The organism is Ahrensia sp. R2A130 (genome assembly GCF_000179775.1).
Taxonomy (GTDB): Bacteria; Pseudomonadota; Alphaproteobacteria; order Rhizobiales; family Rhizobiaceae; genus Pseudahrensia.
In genome coordinates, this window is sequence record NZ_AEEB01000059.1 from 12,832 (window position 1) to 32,515 (window position 19,684).

Genomic DNA, 19,684 nt, shown 5'->3' on the forward strand with positions numbered 1-19,684 from the left:
CGCTACTCCTGTCCCGGCATATCGAACAGCGCGGGGAATGCTGCTTCGATATCCTTACGGCGCGGCGAGGAAGCTTTTGTTGGCGACACCGTGTTCCGGGTGCGCTTTTTCAGGGCTGCAGAATGGGCCTGCTGCGCGATGCTGGAGCCGAGGACCAGATCGCGGTCGAGTTGTTCGCCCAACGCCTCCAACTCTTTCCGCTCATCGTCATTGAGGCTTTCGTGACGTTCCAGCAGACGATTGAAGCGTATCAGAATGGCGTCCGTTTTCGGATCGGTGGAGCCGAGGCCAAAAAATTCCGACGTTAAAATCTGCTCGGCGCGCATGCCACGAATAGATGGCAGGTCGGTCACTTTTTCTACCGTGTCGCCCGCTTCCGTTCGCTGCAGCACGAAGACCTCGCCGTCATACATGCCACGCAGGCACAGCGGGTCGTGGGTGGTGACGATGAACTGCACCTTGGGAAACGCTTTGCGGAGCAATTGCATGATCTGCATTTTCCAGCGTGGATGCAGGTGTGTTTCAATCTCGTCGATGAACACCACCCCGTGGGCAAACTCCAGATTGTCGTAGTGGTAAAGCAGCTCGCGGATGATATCGCAGGCCATGGCGATGACGGATTTGTAGCCGACCGACATGTCTTTCAACGCCGTGCGCTGACCGTGGTGGGTGATGTAGATCCGTCCTTCATCATCATCATCATCGGCGTCGCGCTCGAAATCGTCATCATTGTCCAGCAACAAAACCTCGCGGAGTGCACGGGCGGCTGCGTAAAACTGCTGGTCATCAAGATCGGCCAGCCAGTGTATCGGGTTGGCGATCATCGCCATTGGGTCGAACAGCGAGCGCACCCGGTGGGCGGGCGCGCGCAGGCGACGCGATTTACGCTTGGTGAAGAAGCGGCGCGGACCGTAGCCGAGAACGATTTTCGAGGTTCGCTCATCACCTGAAAAACGCTTGTCACCGGCTTCGGCATAGAGCGATGTCCGATGTAACCCATCGAGGAAAACGAGATCGACCGACATGCTGGCCGCCGTTTCTTCAGGAGCCTTCGTGTCGGGGCGATGGATGAGATCGTCGGGGGACAGGTCTTCATCCTTTAGCAGGTCGTCGAGTTCACCCGCTTCGTCCGTTCCAAGGATAGCCAGCGCCATGGCCTCGAGAACGGTGGATTTGCCGGTCGCATTTTCCCCCAGCAGGATCATGCAGGGCGACTGCTCGGCGTCCTCCACGACGCTGGGGAGATCGAACGCAATGCTGGTAAGCGCCTTGAAATTGCGGATGTTGACGGCGGTAACGGGGGAGTCGGCAGCAGCGAGCCGATGTATGTTCGGGATGCGGGAGGGTTTTTTAGGCGCGCGTTCAGGTGGTGGGGCTGACGAGGAGGTCGAGCGGGATTTGGTGAATTTGAAGCGGGGTTTACCGCTCAGGTTTTCCGGTGGGGGTGCGTCGGGTTCGGACTTCCGAGTTTCCATAAAGGCATTTTCTACGAAAAGTGCTTTCGCCTGAAAATCAAAAGCGCTGAAGGCATCTGAAAATGAAACCTCATCGCTTGCTTCGATCCCAACTTCTCTTGCGTAAGCCAGGATTGCGAGTGTCGCTGATCCGCTATGTGCTCCGTTGCCTGCCGGCGACGTTCCATCAATTAGAGCACGATCGTTTCCAAAAAATGCGCTTTCTGAATCACCGGAACTGGATTCGCTTGTTGAGCTTGGATTTGTTGACGTGAAAAGCAGATTCAGAAGCCTGCCGACTCCGGCAGCTCGATCCCTTTGAAGCTCCGCGCGGTTGAGATCCAAAACCTCGACCGTTGCGTGGCCTTTCTCGGTTTTCCATTCAACACGGCCATTCAGTTTGAATTCAAGATGTTCTGACGGTTGGTGAAAAGTGGGATCTAGCAGTAACTCCTGCTCCGTTTCCCGAAGCTGCGACAGGCTCTGGTAAGCTTCTCCGCGTCTGTTCTCGACGAAGAATTTGTTGCCTTTCAAACGCGCGCACGTGTCGCAAGCCCAGACCAGATTTTCCCACTCGTACATGAGCCATGAGTAAGCTGTGAGATCGGTGGAGCCGTTCTCGTCTTCTGCAAGGGAACGGGGTCGGTGGTGAGATACGACCCCTGATATGTCTTTTGATGACTGGGTGACTGACGACTCGCAATAAGCGCAAACGCTGTGGAAGCTCCTCTCTACAGACTCGCGAAAATTCCAATCTCCCAACATCCAGCTGCAGTCGGGCACCCGCCGTGTGCCGCCTTTTTGCTGCGTCATTGAAATGAAGCGTTCGACCTCGCCACGGGCTTCATCAGCCCTCTTGGAAGACAACAGACTGGGCGGGGACATCCGAGACCGGTCTATAAAGCGCATGGCACCCTCCCCGCTTGTTGAACATCGAGCGTGCTGCTGCGATTTGTCCGTTACCGTAATTTCGCTTACGCTAATGTAGCACAGTCGCGGCTGGTCGGTCGATTGTGAGCGAAGACTTGCAAAACTGAATGGCTATTTCAAGGAGCGGCGAGATGAGCGAAGAAAAAAAACCGCGTCGATTGATTATATGCTGTGACGGCACTGGAAACGAGATTAAGGAAAACCAGTCCAACGTCCTGAAATTCTACAAGCTGCTGAAAAAGGACGAACCTAACCAGATCGGCTACTATGATGTGGGCATCGGCACCATCAGTGACTCTGGCGCGTGGGGGCGGTTCAAGAACCGGACGAAGGGCGTTATCGGACTGGCCTTCGGCTACGGCCTCGATGAAAACGTGCTCGACGCCTACCGCTTTCTGATCGAAAATTACCGCAAGGGTGACCAGATTTATCTCCTCGGGTTCAGCCGTGGTGCCTACACGGTGCGGGTGCTGGCCGGTCTCATCCATATGTGCGGCCTGCTGCACCCCCATCAGGCAAACCTCGCCAGCTACGCGCTGACAATTTACAAGCGTGCCGGCACCGACAAGGACGAGGGTATCGCCTACCGGTTGCAGGAAATGATGGACACGATGCGGCCAACCATCCACTTCATGGGGTGTTGGGACACGGTGAGTTCAATCCTCATTCCACGGCCCGATAGGGGCGGCATCCCGACGCTTCAGGAGTTGCCCAACACGGATAACAATCCAAGCGTTCGTCACTTTCGCCATGCGATGGCAATAGACGAGCGGCGACGCATGTTTCGCGTTGCCCGTTGGGAGCCGGACCAGATTTTCAAATATCTGCCCTATATCGATGATGAACAGGGCGAACCGCAGATCGCAAAACAAGTATGGTTTGCGGGTGTGCATTCCGACATCGGTGGCGGCTATACAGAACGTGACAGCGGTGCGGCCAAGTTTCCGTTGCAATGGATGGTGGACGAAGCCCGAGACTGCGGTCTGGTCTTTCGTGAGGTCATGGTGAAGCGCCTTGTACGGGGCGAAAATCCATCCAACGTGGAAGAAGGTGGCCCGCGCGATTATACTGCGCCGGATGCGACTGCAAAGCTGCACAATTCCATGGTGTGGCTGTGGCCGATACTGGAAGTGTTTCCGAAATCCAAAAAGCGGCACGACAATCCGGCGGTCCGCGAAGGCCACGGCATCTACTGGCCGTTAAAGGAACGCCGTTACATAGAGCCCGGTTCGGTGCTGCATTCCTCGGTTCTGGAGCGCATGGAAAAGACCGGTTACGCACCTGTAAACCTGCCGCCGGAAAACTAGAACCGGGGCAGAGTTTTGGTTTACCCGAAGTAATAATCATCCCCGGCGATCAGGTTGGTGGTTGGAGCGGTGATGTTAGCGATCTGGAACTGCTGTTGCATTGTGTTCTGCGCCGTCGCCACGATGAAGCTGGTTTGCGACACCTGATAGACGATCCCGTCCATGCCCCAGATGGCTCCATCAAGTGCGATGCGGTCGCCGCCGATAACGCCTGCACCTTCGAAATCTCCGAAGACGTCGAGATCGGTTGCGTTGGCCTCCAGCGACACCTGGAAGATATCATCGCCGCCAAGACCCAACAGGTAGTCCGTACCGCCCTTGCCTTCGAGCACGTTGATGAAGTCGTTGCCGATCAGCTGATTGTCGGAATTGTCGCCGCGCAGAATGACAGCATTTTCTGTCAGGATCGCAGTTTCGATTTCCTGATCGCCCAGCAGCACGTAATCGACGGATGTGTAGATCACATCGTCACCACCACCGGCGGCTTCGATGACGGCATCCTGTGAGTCGTCAATCGTGTAAGTGTCGTTGCCGTCGCCCCCGATCATCACATCGATACCACCGCCGCCATTGATGTAATTGTTGCCGGAATTGCCCTGAATAATATCGCGGTTCACCGAACCGTTGGTGCCAAGATCAGCAGTACCCTGCATCCGCAGCACCTCGACATTTACCGGCACGTCGTAGGAGACGAACGTGTCGATGATGTCGTCGCCTTCGCCTGCTCTTTCAGACACCATGTCTCCGGCACTGTCGACGATATAGAGATCGTTTCCAGCCCCGCCGCTCATACGGTCATCGCCTTCGCCACCGTCCAGTGTGTCGCCGTCTGCCCCGCCGCTCAGCCTGTCGTCACCGGCGTTTCCGTAAAGCACGTCCTCTCCGTCGCCACCCGCCAGATAATCCGAGCCATAGGCATCGTCTGCTCCGTGAATGATGTCGCCCCCACCCAGTCCCTGCACGTATTGTCCAAAGCCATAGACGATGATCGTATCCGCACTCTCGGTCGGGTCGATATTGGTGTAGCCGTAGGCATTGGCCATGACCTCCACATCGGTGCCGAAGCGTGTGCCATCGGCATAGGTAGCGATAACAGCACCGTTATCCAGCACCGAGAGATCGATATCCGTCTGGTCGTCATTTGCGGTGCTGTTGTTGGCGTCGCTTTCGTGCAGAGCGAATTCCGCACCGATCATGGTGCCGTCTGCGGCAAATCTTTGCGCCAGTATGTCCCAACCGGAATAGTCATCACCCGGTGATCCCAGCGTCATCCATGCAATCATGAAGCCACCGTCGGGTAGGGCGACGATGGAGGGGTTGACCTGGCTGCCATTGAAATGGGTGTTGACCTGAAACTCGGCGCCCGCAGGCTGCCCCGCCGCGTTGTAGCGTTGGGCGAAAATGCCGTAACCGGACCCGTCCTGATTGGGGCTACCCTCGGTGAAGCTGAACGAGACCCAAGTGACGACGAAACCGTCATCGGCCAGCACGGCGACATCCGCCTCGTTTTGATAATCAGGCAAATGGGTGTTGACCGTGGTCTCACTGCCCACCGACACGCCACTGGCATCGTAGCGCTGCATTTTAACGTCGAAACTGGTGTCGCTTTCCCCGCCATTGGGGTCGCCAACGGATTGCCACACGGCCACATATCCGCCGGATGAAAAAGCCGCCAATGCAACTTCCACCTGCTGGAAGCTGTCGATTGTGTTGATCTGGAATTCACCGCCCAGCGCGGTGCCGTCTGCCTGATAGCGCTGGCCGTAAATATCCCACAAGGCATTCTGCGCGTCAGGATCCTGCCCGAAGGATTGCCACGCGATGACGAAGCCGCCATCGGCGGTGGCCGCGATGGCGGGCACTCGCTGGGAACTCAGCACTTCGGTGTTGACCGTGAACTCGCTGCCCACCGTAGCGCCGACCGCATCGTAAATTTGTGCGACCACCGTGCCACCGTCCAGCGTCTGTGCATACCAAGTGACCACGAAGCCGCCGCCGGTCAGCCCGGTGATCGTCATCTCGTATTGCGGGCCGTCGGTATAGGTGTTGACCTGAACCTCCGGCCCCACCAGCAACGCATCGGGGCCGTAGCGCTGCATAAAGATGCCGCGCTGATCGCCATCCTGATCTTCAGACTGCCAAGCCACCACAAAGCCGCCACCGACCAGCCCCGCCACCTGCGGCAGGATCTGCTTGCCGGTGTCGAATGTGTTGGCCTGAAAAGCGTCGAATTCCGCGCTTGGTGTGATCATGTTCAATGTCCCCGTTTTCGCAGTGCGCGAATTGGCCGAAAATGTTCCGGTACTGGCGGCAAGCATGTGTCGGCCATCGCACTCATCGGCTAAAGCTCCTGCCCTAGCGTAATCTGTGCGAAGGTCAGGCAGGGTCAAGCGGAGGGGCGTACGCACAGATGTAATATTCGCGAAACTGCAGATTAGTTCGCGAATTTGCACCGCCGTGGTCCGGCTGCATTGGATCTACCGATACGATGATGCGATGGCGCGGCGCGGTGCGCGGGCCAATCGGTCTTTATCCGAAGTAGTAATCGTCTCCGGCGATGAGATTGGTGATCGGGGCGGTGATGTTGGCGATGATGAACTGCTGTTGCATTGTGTTCTGCGCCGTCGCCACGATGAAGCTTGTTTGCGACACCTGATAGACGATCCCGTCCATGCCCCAGATGGCTGCATCAAGTGCGATGCGGTCGCCGCCTGCAACGCCTGCGCCTTCGAAATCGCCGAAGACGTCGAGATCGGTTGCATTGGCCTCCAGCGAGACCTGGAAGATATCGTCGCCGCCTAGACCCAGCAGGTAGTCGGTGCCGCCCTTGCCTTCGAGCACGTTGATGAAGTCATTGCCGAAGAGCTGGTTGTCGGAGTTGTCGCCGCGAAGGATGACAGCATTTTCTGTCAGGATCGCCGTTTCGATTTCCTGATCACCGATCAGAACGTAGTCTATCGAGGTATAGACGACATCGTCGCCCCCACCCACAGCTTCGATCACGGCATCCTGTGAAGAGTCGACCGTGTAAGTGTCGTTACCGCCGCGACCGATCATGACATCCAGGCCACCACCGCCATTGATGTAGTTGTTACCGTTGTCGCCAAAAAGGTAGTCGCGGTAGGCGGAGCCGTCGAGTTCTTCGATGTTGGTCAAGGTGTCACCCTCGGCATCTCCATCAATGCCTGTGCCCAATGCAAGGTCGACAATCACTCCTTCGAACGAGGTGCTGTAATCGGCCTTGTCGTTCCCGTTCCCGCCATCGAGCGAGTCCGCATCTTCGCCACCGATGAGGAGGTCGTCGCCCTCGTCGCCGCGCAAATCATCTTCGCCCGCACCGCCGATCAGCGTGTCGTTGTCGCTGCCCGCGATATAGTTGAAATTGCCGCCGTCAAAGCCCCACAGGAAATCATCGCCCGTGCCGCCTTCAAGCCAGTCATCGCCGCTCATGCCAAAAATGGAATCGTCGCGACCGAAACCCAGAATTTCGTTGGCGCCATTGGTGCCGATGAAAAACTCGGAGGCTCCGCCGCCACGGATGTTCTCCACATCGAAGAACTGAAACAGGTTGTTTCCAATGTTGCTTGGCTGGCCGTTGAGCAGGTCCACGGTGACCTCGATCTCGCCGCCGTATATGGGCACCAACTCGCCGTCAGAAATAATAAAATCGAGTGCACCGTTCCAGACAACTTCCACGCTGTCGGTATCAGCACCGCCGTTTATGGTGTGCAGCACCTGGTAGGTCGTTGACGATCCTGCAAAACCGATCTGGAACCGATCATTGCCCGCCTCGCCCATCAAATTGGAGCCGGTGTAGGCAAAGACTTCGTTGTACACGCCGCCAAGCATTGGCGTGAGGATGTCATCGCCATCACCGCCGAACCCGAATTGCGCATATTCGATGCGGTCATCGCCTTCATACCCGTAGATTGTGCTGCCTAGAGCATCGGTCAACACCCCCGGAGCGCTGTTGGGGTTGAAGAAGTTCAGGCCCGTCAGCCAGTCATTGCCCATCGATCCTTCGATATTGACGATGGCCTCGATGATGTCGTTCTCGTTGCCGTCTGTGGCGAAGCCCGCAGCCTGCCACCAGTTGCCGCCATAGATGCCGTTGGTGTCCAACGCGACGCGTAGATTGTAATTGCCATAACCGGAATTGCCTGTCGGATCGAACAAGCTGCCATCAAGATTGTAGCGGTAGCTGACCCAATTGTTCAGGCCGATGGACAGGGCAAGCGCGTTGTCGCCAACGTCGATGTGATCATCGCCGCCCACCATGTGGATGAGGTAATTGTCCATCAGCCGGTCGACTGTGTCGTCGCCATCGCCCAGCCATATCTGGTGGCGACCATAGGCGTCAGTCATGTCAGTGTCGGTGCCGAGCAGGGTGAATGTGTCGTTTCCGCCCATGACGACATTCGCCAGATCGAACCCGTCGGTGACGAAGGTCGTCATGGTTGTGCGTAAGGAAACGGCGTTCAGCGACAAGCCGGTGATCACCGAAATCGTTTCGGTTTGGGCGCTGTTCAGATGGGTCAGTGCGGTGACAGTGCCGCCTATCACGCGACCGTTCGCATCATAGACGAACCCCACACCGGTGCCGAGCGTGTAAGTCCCGTCAATGTTCTTGAGGGAGAAGCTGTTGGCCGTCGACGGGTTGCCCGACACTTGCCAGCGCATGACCTGAAACCACTCGTTGTCCGGATGATTGACGTCATAGTCGTCGAAATTCGCCATTGGCTTTTTCTCCCACGTGCCCCCGTGTGGAAAACAAGTGCGGTGTCAGAAGCTTGTAAACAATGCGGAATCTCACGCTAATGCGATGAAGCAGGCGACAAATTCGTGAAATTGCAGAATAATTCGCGAAATTGCAGCGCCGGTTACCGAAGGACTGGGAACAGACGGGTAAGAACAGACAGGGCAGGAATGGGGATGGGCGCCATGGGAATTTCAAAAACGACCTTATTGCGTGAAAGCGTGGCGGTGTTGATTATCACCGGCCTGTTCACGATCACGGGTGCTTTTGCGTCCGGTCGCGATTTCGCCGCCCTGCCCCGCTTTTTCTATTGGCTGATTATTGTCGCCGCTGCCGGTGCGAGTTTTCACATCGCGATCCATCTGCTGTTGCGGCGTGGTCTGCACTCGTTGCGCGACCGCGCGATCCGCATTGCTGCCGGTGCGTTTCTCGGCTCCTTCGCACCCGCCATCGTCATCATCATCATGGAGCGCACCGTGCGGCCGGAGAGTGGCAGCGAGGGGTGGTTCATCTGGCTGACCACGTGGGTGATAGGCACCACTATTTGCTTCGTGCGTTTCATGCCGCCCGCCTGGCAGGTGGCGAACCTGAAAGAAACCCGAACCGTCGAACCCGACCGCATTCCCTTTCTCCACCGGCTGCCCCGCGATGCTGGTTTCGATCTCGTGTCGGTTTCCGCCGAAGACCATTATTTGCGCGTTGTCACTGCCGACGGCACGGCAACAATAAAATTGCCCTTCGCTACGGCCATAACGGAACTGAAGAATTACCCCGGCGAGCGCATCCATCGCTCCCACTGGGTCGCAACATCAAGTGTTCACAGTCTGGATCGATCCGGGCGCAGCCATACCGTGCGGCTGGAAAATGGAGACAGTCTGCCCGTCAGTTCAACCTATCTCGACCGTGCCGCAACAATGGTTGAGATAGATCGTTCCTAAAGCCTTCAAACCGTTACAAATCGACTTTATGAAGAGATCACCTACCCGAAGTAATAGTCATCACCTGCGATCAGGTTCGTGGTCGGAGCGGTGATGTTGGCGATCTGGAACTGCTGTTGCATTGTGTTCTGTGCCGTCGCCACGATGAAGCTTGTTTGCGACACCTGATAGACGATGCCGTCCATGCCCCAGATAGCTGCATCGAGTGCGATGCGGTCGCCGCCGATAACGCCTGCACCTTCGAAATCTCCGAAGACGTCGAGATCGGTAGCATTGGCCTCCAGCGAGACCTGGAAGATATCGTCTCCGCCAAGTCCGAGCAGATAGTCTGTACCGCCCTTGCCTTCCAGCACGTTGATGAAGTCGTTGCCGATCAGCTGGTTGTCGGAATTGTCGCCGCGCAGGATCACCGCGTTCTCGGTCAGGATCGCGGTTTCGATTTCCTGATCGCCCAGCAGCACGTAATCAACAGATGTGTAGATCACATCGTCGCCACCACCAGCGGCTTCAATGACAGCATCCTGTGAGTCATCAATCGTGTAAGTGTCGTTGCCACTGCCTCCGACCATCAGGTCGAGACCACCTGCCCCGTTGATGTAGTTGTTGCCGGAATTGCCCTGGATGATGTCGCGGTTCACCGAACCGTTTGTGCCAAGATCAGCCGTACCCTGCATCCGCAGAACTTCGACATTCACGGGCACGTCGTAAGACACGAACGTGTCGATGATATCGCTGCCCTCACCGGCAAGCTCGGTAACGGTGTCGCCTACATTCTCAACCACATAGTAATCATCACCCGCCCCGCCGGTCATGGTGTCTGCGCCGGCACCGCCGTCGAGAGCGTTTGCTGCAGCGTTGCCCACGAGCGTATCAGCCGCCTGCCCGCCGGTGGCGTTTTCGATCACCACACCGTTTGCAATCGTATAGCCGCCGTAGATCGTGCCGACGCGGCTGATGAAACCACCGCCGCCAACTTCGTCCTGTAATGTGGCTGCGCGCAAATCAATGGTGACCGCCGCAGTACCGCCAGCGTGGGAAATCGTATCGGTTCCCCCCGCGTCCCATATGGCGCTCCAATATGTGCCGGGAGCATTGGCCGACGGCATCGTGTAAACATCATCGCCCGTACGGGTCGTCATGTTCGCGCCGTAGAGGAACTGAACCGTCGCAATATCGAAGGCCATGGGGCCGCCAACGGTGCCGTAATTCTGGGTTTCACCGATAAAATTGGGACGAATTTCGGGACCCGAGCGATAGGACATGATCGAATAGAGTTCACTGTTCAGGCCATTATTGCCTGCATCGTATTCGCCCGGTGCGCCGGGGAAAAAATGCGGGTCGTTGGAGCCCGTTATGTGGGTGTGGTCGAGACCCAAACCGTGGCCAAGTTCGTGCACGATGGTGGCAAACCCAATGCCACCGCGCTGCAGACCGCCGTTTGCGTTGGTCTCGTCCCAGCCAAAACCGCTGCGGTTATACGAGCCTGATAATGCGGTCGCGAAAGTTCCATCAATGGTGATGGTGTCCACGACGGTCGTGTTGCTGCCGATAAAATTCTGATGCACGCCAAGGTTTCCCGACGTGCCGTCTGCACCGCTGACGTAAAGGCTTTCGATAAATTCAGCGTCTGCCTGCACTGCGGTCTCTGCGAAATTGATATTAGCCACTTCGTTCCAGAGCGCGGTTGCCTGCGCAAATGCCGTTCTCTCGATCTGGGTGAAGTTACCTGCAGCTGTGTCCGCCAGATAATATTCGATGGTCGTGTTGCCCAGCCGGTAGCCTTCTATCAGGGCGTCTTGGTAGGCGTTGTTTGTGAAGTTCGGCATCGTACAGCTCCCGCAAAATCCATCACGATGAATAACATCGAATCATTAGGGGCGAGTTACCGGCGTTGGCCTCACTCGAACAAGACGCAGCGTCTTCAATTCGTGTTGCAGTCGGCTAGATTATCCGAAGTAATAGTCATCTCCTGCAATGAGATCGGTTTGAGCTGCGGTCAGGTTAGCGATCTGGAACTGTTGCTGGTTGGTGTTCTGGGCTGTCGCCACGATGAAGCTGGTTTGCGACACCTGATAGACGATCCCGTCCATGCCCCATTCGGCAGCTGACAGGGCGATGCGGTCACCGCCAATCACCCCTGCCCCCTCGAAGTCGCCGAAGACATCGAGATCGGTCGCGTTGGCTTCTTTCGACACCTGGAAGATGTCGTCGCCGCCGAGGCCCAGCAGATAGTCTGTGCCACCCTTGCCTTCCAGCACGTTGACGAAATCATTGCCGATAAGCTGGTTGTTGGAATCATCGCCGCGCAGGATCACCGCATTCTCGGTCAGGATTGCTGTTTCAATTTCCTGATCGCCCAGCAGAACGTAATCGACCGACGTGTAGATCACATCGTCGCCACCGCCGACAGCTTCGATCACAGTGTCCTGCGAGTTGTCGATTGAATAAACATCGTTGCCGTCGCCACCGATCATAAGGTCGATGCCACCTGCCCCGTTGATATAGTTGTTGCCGGAATTGCCCTGAATGATGTCGCGGCTTGCGGAGCCGTTGCTTTCCAGATCAGCGGTGCCCTGCATCCGCAGCACCTCGACGTTCACAGGCACGTTGTAAGAGATAAACGTGTCGAGGATGTCGTCGCCTTCGCCGACAAGTTCGATCACGGTGTCTGCGGCGTTTTCAATAACGTAGTAGTCATTGTCTGCGCCACCGTGCAATTCGTCGCCGCCGCCCATGCCGATGAGCTGGTCTTCACCGGCCATGCCCATCAACACTTGCCCGCCTGCAGCGCTTCCAAAAATTATGTCATTATTGCTGGACCCGATAACGCGCTCGATTGAGTCCAACGTGTCGGTGCTACCAAACGTGTCCGTCCCGCTGTTGGTGCGAAGGTCAATGTTCACACCCTGGGTTCCGGTTTCCTGACTGTAGTCCACGGTGTCGAAACCGCCGCCGCCATTGATCAGGTCCATGCCGTTACCGCCGGTCATTGTGTCGTTGCCCTCGCCGCCCTCCAGCGTGTTGTTGCCGCTGTTGCCGGTCAGCTGTTCCGAGCCTGCGCTGCCCATCGCGTTGATGTTGGCTGTGCCTGCCAGAACGAGGCTTTCCACATTGACGGGGATCGTGAGCGATATGAACGAGGTGACGGTGTCGTACCCTTCGCCCGCTTCTTCGATGACGCTGTCGCTGATATTATCGACCGTATAGCCATCATCGCCCTGCCCGCCGCGCATCACGTCTTCGCCGGTGCCGCCATTGATCATGTCGTTGCCGCCGTTACCGTCAATCTCATCATTGCCGCCGCCGGTCGAAATCACGTTGGCACTATTGTCGCCAATCACCACTTCGCGTCCGCTGCCCCCGGTGAAATTGCTGAAGTTTTCGAACCTGTAATTGTTGCTGGCTGCGATGAACTCGTAGGTGATGTTACCTGCGAGAAAGTTCACCTCGATGCTGTCCGGCGCGCTTTTGTGGACCAGCGTGTTGATGCCGCCACCGCCGTCCAGATCCACGGGAATAAACGGCAGATCGCGGAACTGGAACTCTTCATCGAGCGCGCTGCCGATAAATTCTTCGATCCCGTCGAAGGTGGATGTGACCGTTATTGTGCTGGTGAACTGACCAATCTGAATGGTTCGCAAGAAACGCACCTCGTCCAGATCAAGATCGAAGACCGGCGCTCCGCTGAGACCAAACGGCGCTCCGCTACCGGCATAGGACAGGGTGTCCCGTCCATTGTCCACGGTGCCGCGATCGTCCTGTCCGTAATAGGCATCGGTGTCGCGGAACTGGCCAAGGAAAGTGTCATCACCGTTCCAACCCATGAAGACGTCTGCGCCATTGCCGTCGAACATCGTGTCGTCGAACACCGTGCCCACAACGTCATCTGCTCCGCCCGTTTGTTGCGCTTGGGAGGTGAACTCTGTCAGGCCGGCGCGGGTGTCCCGGATGGTTAGTTCCAAACGGCCGCCACCGTCTTCCACCTCGAATTTGCCGAAGCGTCCGTCGCCGATATGCACGACGTTCATCTCGTTGCTTTGGGCTGAAAAGAACTGCCCGGGCCTTGAGGTGTCTGCGAAATCAAACGGCGCGACGTAGTTGCCGACATGGCCGAGATCGACGGCCATGGTTTCCGGATCAAGCACGGTTTCCAGACTGTTCACACTGGCGATGAGCTTGCCGTGGTCGGTGAGGTAAAGCCCGGAAAAGTTGCTTTGGCCCTGCAGACTTATAGTAGCGATGGGCGAGACCTGCGTGAAAGCTGCATCCAGCCGCACGGCAAATGTGCCGTTTCCATCATGGTCGCCGAACATCATTGCGAAGCCGCCTTCCGGCAGGCTGATGATATCGAATATGACCATGTCGATGCCGACAGGGTCGAAATCCTGTGGCGTTTCCAGACGGAAACCAGTGTCGCCGTTGAAGACGCGCAGCTCGTGGCGCATTTCGGTGCCCACCACATCTGTTGTACCGGGCACGATCCCTTGTCCCAGAACCGGTTCCTCGATGGAGGTGATGATGTATCCCGTGCCGGTTACCTCGTTTTCAAAGATGCGGGCGCTGGTGATGCCGGCTACCTGTACGGCGGATTGGATCTCGTCATTTTCGTCCCTCTCAAACGCGAGGCCTGATTGAATACCGTTGATGACCTGCGTTTTTATGAATGAACCATCGTCGGGATTGTATTGGATGATGTTCAGCGTCTCGAATTCGTCGAGCGTCGTATCCGTGGTGAGTGGTACCGGTGATACAGACCCGAAACTATCGTCCTCAAGCAGATAGAAGTTCCCTCCGATCTCGATGAAAGACGCAGGATCGTAGCCGCCATTACTGCCGTTGATGTCGATGACATCGCCACCGATTTGCTGCAGCGAGGACGAGAATTTGGCGATCTGGTTGACGAAACCACCGTTGCCTGTACCCGCTTGCGAAAGTACCGAAAAACCGCCTTCGTCGTCTGCTTCATACTTTGACTGGAAGGTGCTTTGACCGTCCAATATTTTGCGCCAGGTGGTTTCCGGTTGGCCCAGCGCGTCGAGCCGCATTGCGAAGGTGTCTTTGGTAACGGCAGTTTCGGCATCGCTTGTATCGATTATGTCGATGAAAATGACCGTTGTGCCATCTGAAAGGCGGACCGTGCTTGGTTGGGTGTTGATGTATTGCTCGCCGGGCAGCAGGTCCGGCAGATCGATAGAGATGGACTGGGTGTAAAACTGCGACAGTCGGGTCATGAAGAATCTTTCGAACGGAACTTGCTGCGCGCATGATTGCGCATCCGCCTCACCCTAGAGTGTGGCGAGCGATCCGATTGTGAGAAAAATCACAGTGACTAATGCATTTGGAATTTTTGGCATGACGGGTGCCAAGCTTCCGGTAATCGCGTGCTACCGCTCCCACTGGTCGCAACACCAAGCGAAAATAACCCAATCCACGCCGGACGTGACCGCGCCCTGCGCCTGCAAACCGGCAACACCCTATCCGTCAGCGCGACCTGTTTGGACCGTGTCACGACGATGATGGAGGTGGTGCGGGGTTTAGGGGGCGGGAGCAAGTTGTTGGTTATGTCGTGGGCAAAATGGCGCTCTGAGCGCAGGGTGCCAGTTTTCTGCTAAGCGGCGAAAGGCAGCTTTCCTTTTCATCCGCACACGTCATGTTGGCGTATCGTTGAATTTCTGCGACAAATCCGCTCTTAGAACCTCCACGAACCTTTGAACGCGCAGTGATGGTGGCCGGTTGTTGGCGCGCACGATTTTTGCGAAGCGCGTATAGCTTTGATAGTTGTCCAAAGCTGGAACCAATGCTCCGGTGTCTAAAGCTTCGCCGCAGACAAACTCTGGTTCGAGCGCCATACCAAGTCCTGCTTTTGCCGCCTCGATGATGTAACCGCCGTTGTTGGCCACGTATCTTGTCGTGAGCGGGACCTTGAATAATTTCCCGCCACTGTTTCGGAACGACCAAAGTTTCGTGCCCTTTCCAGTTTGATAGGCCAACGCGGGAAGTCCGATCAGATCATCTGGTGACTTGGGCAGGCCATGTGTCTGCCAAAATGTAGGGCTGGCGCAGAGACGATAGCGCACCTTGTATAAGACCTCTTCTTCCAACTCGGGTTTCTCTGTTCCATCGATACGGATTGCCAAGTCATATTGTTCGTCCACCAGATCAATTTGGCGATCACTGACATTAATCTCAAAGTGAACTTCGGGGTTGGCCACGGCAAATTTGTTCATAATCGGCGCAATTTGCTCCGCACCCAAGGCATGTGGGACAGCAATGCGGATCAGGCCCGATGACTGCTGCATCTCACCGGCAATCATCGCGTCAGCTTCATTCAGGTCGGCGACGACCCTTAAACATCTGTCATAGTAGGTTTGCCCGTAATGCGTCAGCGTTGTTCCCTGCTGTGTGCGGTAGGTCAGTTCTACACCCAGCCGCTCCTCAAGATCATGGATTCGGCGATTGATTGCAGACACTGCGATGTTCAAGTGCCGGGCTGCGGCTAGTTGTGACCCGGCGGCCACAACTGCGATGAAGGTCTCAATTTCTGCTAAGCGATTCATTTCTAATTCCGAGAAAATGACTTTCTAGAATTAGTATCTATGGCGAATAATTAGAAAACAATAGCGTGGTGGGAAAGGATCACTGAACAACTGCGAGGACAAAGTGACAGCCTATTGCCTATTTCAAAATCTCGAAATCACCGACATGGAAAAAATGCAGACCTATGCCACGACCGTAGAGCCCATCACCAATGCTTTTGGCGGGAAATACGTGACCAAAGCAGGCGAGGTCGATGTGAAAGAAGGGGACTGGGCCCCTACATATCCTGTCATCATCAAATTCCCGTCGTTGGACGCGGCACGCATCTGGTACGATTCAGAAGAATATGCGCCCCTGAAAGCATTGCGGGAATCCGCAGGTCGTTTCAGCGCGGTCATCATCGAAGGCAATACGGAATGAGTGGCGGCGGCATGACATCAAAGGTGACGCACAAGAGCATTATCGGGAGAAATTTCCAGTTGATATATGCAGATGAGACCTACCGTATCGATGTTATATCGGAAAAGCGCCTGCGCTGGACGCGGGAGGCTGGTAACAATGTCGGTCAATCTGACGAGGAGACATATGTCTTTGATGTGTTGAGCCCTGAAATCATCCTGCTCACTTGGATTGAAGCCGATGGCTTGGGTCTTTCAAATGTTTTGAACCTGCGCGACAGAGCCTTGATCACGCATGCCAACCACGCAAGAGAGGTGTTCCAAAACAAGGGGCAGCATAGCTTGGAAGTAGCATGATCAGTTGTCTGGATGCTGGACAAAAGCTGCCGTTCACCTTCCCTTGGTCGACGGCAGTTTTGTCCGCTTAGCGGCCCTTTAGTTCCAAAAAAGCAGTCTCATTTACAACGGCTTTGACCGACCGTTACAATTCCAAAACGCGCACCAAATTTCCGAAAATATGCCGATATTTGGGAAACTATGGCCATATTTTCCGAAATTACACGCTCTTTCCAAACTTGTAACCACGAAAAATGACGCTATATTACGTCTATCAATGTGGCGTACCTATTCCGCCATTTCACCAAAACCGAGGCCACCATGCTCGCCCTCACCGCTGAAAACGGACTGTTCGTTCCCCGTCGTATCGCCGATCTTTTGCGCACGACGTTGGAAGAGGTTGCCCGCACCGCCGGTCTGGGGCGCGATGCTGTGTCCCGTGCTGATCGCGTGAAAAGCCCGCGCACCCAGCGGCGTCTGCGTGAAATGGTGGAGGTGCTGAACAAGGTCGAGCCGCGTTTCGGCTCCCCCCTCCTCGCTTACGCCTGGCTGCGTTCCCAGCCGCTGGCCGGTTTCGACGGTGCAACCGCCATGGACCTTATCCGTGAAGACCGGCAGGCCGATGTGCTGGATTACATTGATGCAGTGGATGCGGGTGTGTTCGCGTGAAGAATGATGGCTTTGAGCTGGCTTTATTTGAGCTCACGTAGGTCGGCTTTGCCGACCGCTCCGCGAGGGCGGCGCATTAGCGCCGGTCGCTTTTCGCTCCGGTCCGGCACGCAAGTGCGGGCCGGACGGGCGGCCCGCCGTGGGTGTGAAGTCGCGTCAATCCCGGCTGTCGAGATGAAGTTCCATCAGCGGGATCGTGCGTCCGGGTATGGAGCCGGACGGGCTGCGGCCCGTGGTTTTGAAACCGAGCCGCTTGTAAAAACCTTCGGCTTCCGGATCGGAGTCGAGACGCAGGCTGGTGATGCCATCGGCCTTCGCCGCCGCCAGCAGAACTTGCCACAGCGCCCTGCCCACCCCCTGCCCTTGCGCGTCGGGATGGATGAAGAAGGCGTGGACCTCGCCGATATTTTCGTCCGCTTTCCAAAGGCTGGCGCAGCCCAGAATTTCGCCGCGCCCGGCCACCCAATAGCGCCCGTGTTCCAACCGTTCAGGCGTGACCCGCAGCTCGTCGGCGCACATGGCCATGAAGGCGTCGTCATAGCCGTTGGCTTGTTTGGACAGCATCGTGACACGCGTCATCGTCTCGGCATCCGCCGGGCGCGCGGTGCGTATGGTGAGCGGCGGCTGGGTGGTGGAATTGGTCATGCCGCAACCTGTCACGCCCAAGCCTTCAAGACGAGAGCCACTTTTGACAGCTGTCAATTTCGTGTTCACGCAGCTGGCTGCGCCCGCGCTCCACAGGGGCTGCGCATTAGCGCCGGTCGCTTTTCGCTCCGGCCCTGTTCGCAGGAGCGGGCCGGACATGGGGCACGCTTGAGAGCACAGCAACAGTCGCTTTCCGCTCCGGTGGGTGCTGGTCTCGAGGTTGTTCCTCGTTACCGCGTGAGACTGGTGGCATGACCGACCGCTCCGCCCTGCCCGCCTCCGCCTATCGCGGCCTGCTGTATCGTGCGCTCAACCCGCGCTACGCCCGTGAACCATTGTCGGGCGAAGGTGCTGCAAAGTTCGGCGGGCGTTTTAACGCGATGGCTACGCCCGCGCTTTACACGTCGCTGGCACCGGACACAGCCATTCGTGAAGCCAATCAGGTGGGTACGCTGCAGCCCACGGTGTTGGTCGCCTACCGCGCCAACATTGTCCACGTGTTCGACGCCACTGACCCTGCGTCTCTGGCCGCTCTGAACGCTGATGCAGCCACCCTTGCCGACCCCGCATGGCGTGAGAAAATGCTCCGTAATCCGCCTGCACCCACGCAAGCACTGGCCACCCGTCTCATCGACGAAGGCTTCGACGCCATGCGTATTCCCAGCTACGCCCCCGGCGCAGGTGGCGCGCCCAATCTGGTTGTTTGGAAATGGAATGAAACCGTTCTGAAGGTGGTGGATGACGAGGATCGCCTAACCCGCTTTTGACAGCTGTCAATTTCGTGTTCACGCGGACCGGCTTTTTCGGTCGCTTCTTGTTTGTTGCTCTGCTCCGCTGCGCGGGGCAGCACATTGTTCATACGCCGCTTCGCTTGCCGCGCGCCGGTCGCTCTTCGCACTCGTTCTGCCCGCAAGAGCGGGCTGGACGAGAGGCAAGCCCGAAGGCAGAGCAAAAGTCGCTTTTCGCTCCGGTCGGCTGCGCCGACGAGTGGCTCAAATTGTCTGGTCTTTACCCGGTTCTTGTTTTTCAAACGCCGCTCGCGAGCGTGCTGATTTGACAGCTGTCAAAGCACATGGGCTCGTTGGATGTTTGAAAACGTTAACGGCCGTTAACTATAAATGGCTTGACCGAATCGTCGCCAACGTGTCTCCAGTTACGCAATCAGCGCGCAGCTTGAGGTGTTTGGCGTAACTGGCGCTCCCGATTCTCCGCTTTCGACCTTATCGCGTCGAAGGCGAAATGGAAGGTCGTCGCCGTGCCACTCTCTGCAGACCAGCAGATTTCCAAGGATGCAGAAACGCTGTCGGCGCAATTGTCGGCCATGCGTGACCGTCTGTTTCCGCCGACATCGACCAAACAATTGCGTGCCTTTTCCTCCGGTGAAGCGGCAAAGCTGATCGGCGTGTCCAACGGCTATTTGCGGCAATTGTCGATTGCCGGTGAGGGGCCGATGCCACAGGTCGGGGCAGGGGGGCGGCGCACCTATACGCTGGAGCAGATCAACGCCCTGCGCGCATTCTTGGATACCCGTTCGGGCAGCCGTCAGAAATCATATGTGCCGCATCGCGATCCCGCGACTGAACACTGTCAGGTCATCGCGCTGACCAATTTTAAGGGCGGGTCGGGCAAGACCACGACCACGACCCATCTGGCGCAGCATCTCGCATTGCAGGGCTATCGGGTTCTGGCGGTCGATCTTGATCCGCAGGCCTCC

At 56.8% G+C, this 19,684-nt stretch carries 14 protein-coding genes; 7 read left to right on the forward strand and 7 right to left on the reverse strand.

Annotated features, from left to right (window positions below):
* Positions 1 to 2 precede the first annotated feature (2 nt).
* Positions 3 to 1,475, reverse strand: coding sequence for an AAA family ATPase (locus tag R2A130_RS18785; protein ID WP_198008839.1), 1,473 nt, complete (start codon positions 1,473 to 1,475; stop codon positions 3 to 5).
* Positions 1,476 to 2,515: 1,040 nt separating this feature from the next.
* Here R2A130_RS18785 and R2A130_RS17190 point away from each other — a divergent pair.
* Positions 2,516 to 3,691: a DUF2235 domain-containing protein gene (locus tag R2A130_RS17190; RefSeq protein WP_009465482.1), complete on the forward strand. Its 1,176-nt coding sequence runs from the start codon at positions 2,516 to 2,518 to the stop codon at positions 3,689 to 3,691.
* 20 nt (positions 3,692 to 3,711) lie between these two features.
* Here R2A130_RS17190 and R2A130_RS17900 read toward each other — a convergent pair whose 3' ends face one another.
* Complete coding sequence (locus R2A130_RS17900; RefSeq protein WP_156798593.1) at positions 3,712 to 5,943, reverse strand: calcium-binding protein; 2,232 nt, start codon at positions 5,941 to 5,943, stop codon at positions 3,712 to 3,714.
* A 277-nt stretch (positions 5,944 to 6,220) separates the two neighbouring features.
* Positions 6,221 to 8,428 carry a calcium-binding protein gene (locus R2A130_RS17200; protein WP_009465484.1) on the reverse strand — a complete coding sequence of 736 codons (2,208 nt, stop codon included), beginning with the start codon at positions 8,426 to 8,428 and terminating at the stop codon, positions 6,221 to 6,223.
* A gap of 204 nt (positions 8,429 to 8,632) precedes the next feature.
* On the opposite strand from R2A130_RS17200, the gene R2A130_RS17905 reads away from it, so the two are divergent.
* Positions 8,633 to 9,385, forward strand: coding sequence for a LytTR family DNA-binding domain-containing protein (locus R2A130_RS17905; protein WP_198008841.1), 753 nt, complete (start codon positions 8,633 to 8,635; stop codon positions 9,383 to 9,385).
* Between the two features lie 41 nt (positions 9,386 to 9,426).
* Here the strand turns inward: R2A130_RS17905 and R2A130_RS17910 are convergent, their stop codons facing one another.
* The 3 genes from R2A130_RS17910 to R2A130_RS17220 form a co-directional block, all read right to left on the reverse strand.
* Entirely contained in the window at positions 9,427 to 11,211 is a 1,785-nt protein-coding gene (locus tag R2A130_RS17910) for a M10 family metallopeptidase C-terminal domain-containing protein (RefSeq protein ID WP_009465486.1), read from the reverse strand.
* A 120-nt stretch (positions 11,212 to 11,331) separates the two neighbouring features.
* Positions 11,332 to 14,616 carry a calcium-binding protein gene (locus R2A130_RS17215; RefSeq protein ID WP_009465487.1) on the reverse strand — a complete coding sequence of 1,095 codons (3,285 nt, stop codon included), beginning with the start codon at positions 14,614 to 14,616 and terminating at the stop codon, positions 11,332 to 11,334.
* Between the two features lie 417 nt (positions 14,617 to 15,033).
* Positions 15,034 to 15,942: a LysR family transcriptional regulator gene (locus R2A130_RS17220; protein WP_009465488.1), complete on the reverse strand. Its 909-nt coding sequence runs from the start codon at positions 15,940 to 15,942 to the stop codon at positions 15,034 to 15,036.
* A gap of 103 nt (positions 15,943 to 16,045) precedes the next feature.
* Between R2A130_RS17220 and R2A130_RS17225 the strand changes: the two genes are divergently transcribed.
* The 3 genes from R2A130_RS17225 to R2A130_RS17235 all read left to right on the forward strand — a co-directional run bounded on the left by R2A130_RS17225 (position 16,046) and on the right by R2A130_RS17235 (position 17,325).
* Entirely contained in the window at positions 16,046 to 16,342 is a 297-nt protein-coding gene (locus R2A130_RS17225; RefSeq protein ID WP_009465489.1) for a DUF1330 domain-containing protein, read from the forward strand.
* On the forward strand, positions 16,339 to 16,677 hold the full coding sequence (locus tag R2A130_RS17230; protein ID WP_009465490.1) for a hypothetical protein: 339 nt from the start codon (positions 16,339 to 16,341) through the stop codon (positions 16,675 to 16,677). The genes R2A130_RS17225 and R2A130_RS17230 overlap by 4 nt, the downstream gene beginning before the upstream one ends.
* A 300-nt stretch (positions 16,678 to 16,977) precedes the next feature.
* Entirely contained in the window at positions 16,978 to 17,325 is a 348-nt protein-coding gene (locus R2A130_RS17235; protein ID WP_009465491.1) for an MbcA/ParS/Xre antitoxin family protein, read from the forward strand.
* Positions 17,326 to 17,481: 156 nt separating this feature from the next.
* On the opposite strand, the gene R2A130_RS17240 is transcribed toward R2A130_RS17235, so the two are convergent.
* Complete coding sequence (locus R2A130_RS17240; protein ID WP_040306538.1) at positions 17,482 to 17,970, reverse strand: GNAT family N-acetyltransferase; 489 nt, start codon at positions 17,968 to 17,970, stop codon at positions 17,482 to 17,484.
* Between the two features lie 251 nt (positions 17,971 to 18,221).
* Here R2A130_RS17240 and R2A130_RS17245 point away from each other — a divergent pair, with 251 nt between their 5' ends.
* Both R2A130_RS17245 and R2A130_RS17255 read left to right on the forward strand, forming a co-directional pair.
* Positions 18,222 to 18,737 carry an RES family NAD+ phosphorylase gene (locus tag R2A130_RS17245; protein ID WP_009465493.1) on the forward strand — a complete coding sequence of 172 codons (516 nt, stop codon included), beginning with the start codon at positions 18,222 to 18,224 and terminating at the stop codon, positions 18,735 to 18,737.
* Positions 18,738 to 19,291: 554 nt separating this feature from the next.
* Positions 19,292 to 19,684, forward strand: a 393-nt coding sequence (locus R2A130_RS17255; protein ID WP_156798596.1) for an AAA family ATPase, incomplete at its 3' end; no start/stop codon positions are given.